Raw genomic sequence first — 1,832 nt, forward strand, 5'->3', positions numbered from 1 at the left:
ACAAGGATGTGGTGCACACCCTGTTCGCCGAGATCGGGCCGTTCTACTCCGACCGCAACGGCGGCTATACCCGCATCATCAAGGTGGAGGCGCGCCAGGGTGACAACGCCCCGATGGCCGTCATCGAGCTGGTGCGGGAGAAGACGGTGACTTCCGAGGCCAACCGGGCTCGTCGTACGGCGGCGACCAAGAAGGAAGCGCCGCTGGCGGCGGCGGCTGCGCCGCAGGCAGCCGTCGAGCCGGAGGCTGCGGTGGGCCCGGAGGCCGAGGAGACCAAGGCCACCGACGAGCTTCCCGAGGCGGAGGACACCACCGCCGCCGAGGCATCGCGGTCCACACCGGCCGATGACTCCGACGCTTCCGATGAGGATGCCGACAAGTCCTAGTGGCATGACCGCGAGTCGTCTTCGGCTCGATATCGCCTACGACGGAACCGACTTCGCGGGCTGGGCGGTGCAGGCCGGACAGCGGACGGTCGCCGGGGTGCTGGACGACGCGTTGTCGACGGTGTTCCGCGTCCCGGTCCAACTGCGTGCGGCGGGTCGCACCGACGCCGGCGTGCACGCCACCGGTCAGGTGGCCCACGTCGATCTCCCCGCCGACGCACTGGGTCACGCGTATCCCCGGATTAAAGACCAAGCGGCTCCGGAGTTTCTGCCGCTGGTGCGACGACTGGCGCGGCTGCTGCCGTCCGATGTTCGCGTCCGGGACATCGTGCGCGCGCCAGCGGGTTTCGACGCCCGCTTCTCCGCGCTGCGCCGCCACTACGTCTACCGGTTGTCCACCGCCCCGTACGGGGTTGATCCGCAGCAGGCGCGCTTCGTGGCGGCCTGGCCGCGCCCGCTGGATGTCGAAGCGATGGCGGCGGCGTCAGAAGACCTGCTGGGCCTGCACGACTTCGCGGCGTTCTGCCGCCCGCGCGTCGGCGCCACCACGATCCGAGACCTGCAGCGGCTGGACTGGTCACGCGACGGCGACGACATCACCGGGCATGTCAGCGCCGACGCATTCTGCTGGTCGATGGTGCGCTCTCTGGTTGGCGCGCTGCTGGCGGTGGGGGAGCACCGTCGCGAACCCGGTTGGTGCAGTGAGCTGTTGACCTCGACCAACCGCTCCAGCGATTTCGCTGCCGCGCCGGCACACGGGCTGACGCTGACGGGCGTGGACTACCCGCCCGACGACCAGCTCGAGGCGCGCACCAAGGTCACCCGCGATCTGCGGGCCGCCGACTAAACCCTGCCGGCCACGAAGTCCGCGGCCTGGTTGACCATGCCGGCGTTGATGTAGGCCCTGGCCGCGTGGTCGGGCCAGTTGCCCTCCCAAGTCTCCGGGTCCGCCGGGTTACAGACCGGATCCGCGCCGTGGCACAACTCGATGGTCCGCTCGGAATAAAGCGGGTTGAAGTTCGTGATGGGCCCCACCCACGCCATGCCGTTGCCGAAGAGTGCGATCGCGGCGATCTTTTGGTCCATGCCCGGAGGCAACGGGCTGGTGAAGCCGAAGAACTGCATGGGAACGGCGAGCACCACGTCGGTGACCCCTGCGCCCAGTGAATAGCCGCCGAGCACCAGGCGGGTGTCCGGGCAGGTGTTGGCCATGTGCTGGATGTGCCCGCTCATGTCGTTGGCGCCGGTGTCGATCTCGTCGTTGGCGGGATAGCGCACCGCGTAGGCATCGATGTTCTTGTTCACCTTGGACCGCAGCGCGCTGACGAATGCGTTCCCGATTATCCCGAGGCCCTGTGACTCCGTTCGGCCGCGGGCGAATATGACCTCGACCTGTGGACACGCCGCCGAGGCCGAGGGGATCGCATTGGGGCCGGGAAGGAGTGC

General features: G+C 68.8%; 3 protein-coding genes. 2 read left to right on the forward strand and 1 reads right to left on the reverse strand.

Annotated elements, in window-relative coordinates; translation table 11 throughout:
- Window positions 1-386, forward strand: a 386-nt coding sequence (locus ACRDU5_RS13095) for a bL17 family ribosomal protein (protein ID WP_526614983.1), incomplete at its 5' end; no start/stop codon positions are given.
- A complete protein-coding gene (gene truA, locus ACRDU5_RS13100) occupies window positions 346-1,233 on the forward strand; it encodes a tRNA pseudouridine(38-40) synthase TruA (RefSeq protein ID WP_526614984.1) in 888 nt (295 codons plus the stop codon). The genes ACRDU5_RS13095 and truA, both read left to right, overlap by 41 nt.
- On the opposite strand, the gene ACRDU5_RS13105 is transcribed toward truA, so the two are convergent.
- Complete coding sequence (locus tag ACRDU5_RS13105; RefSeq protein WP_526614985.1) at window positions 1,230-1,808, reverse strand: cutinase family protein; 579 nt, start codon at window positions 1,806-1,808, stop codon at window positions 1,230-1,232. The genes truA and ACRDU5_RS13105 overlap by 4 nt on opposite strands.
- Window positions 1,809-1,832 lie beyond the last annotated feature (24 nt).

Source organism: Mycobacterium sp. (assembly GCF_050701515.1).
Lineage (GTDB): Bacteria > Actinomycetota > Actinomycetes > Mycobacteriales > Mycobacteriaceae > Mycobacterium.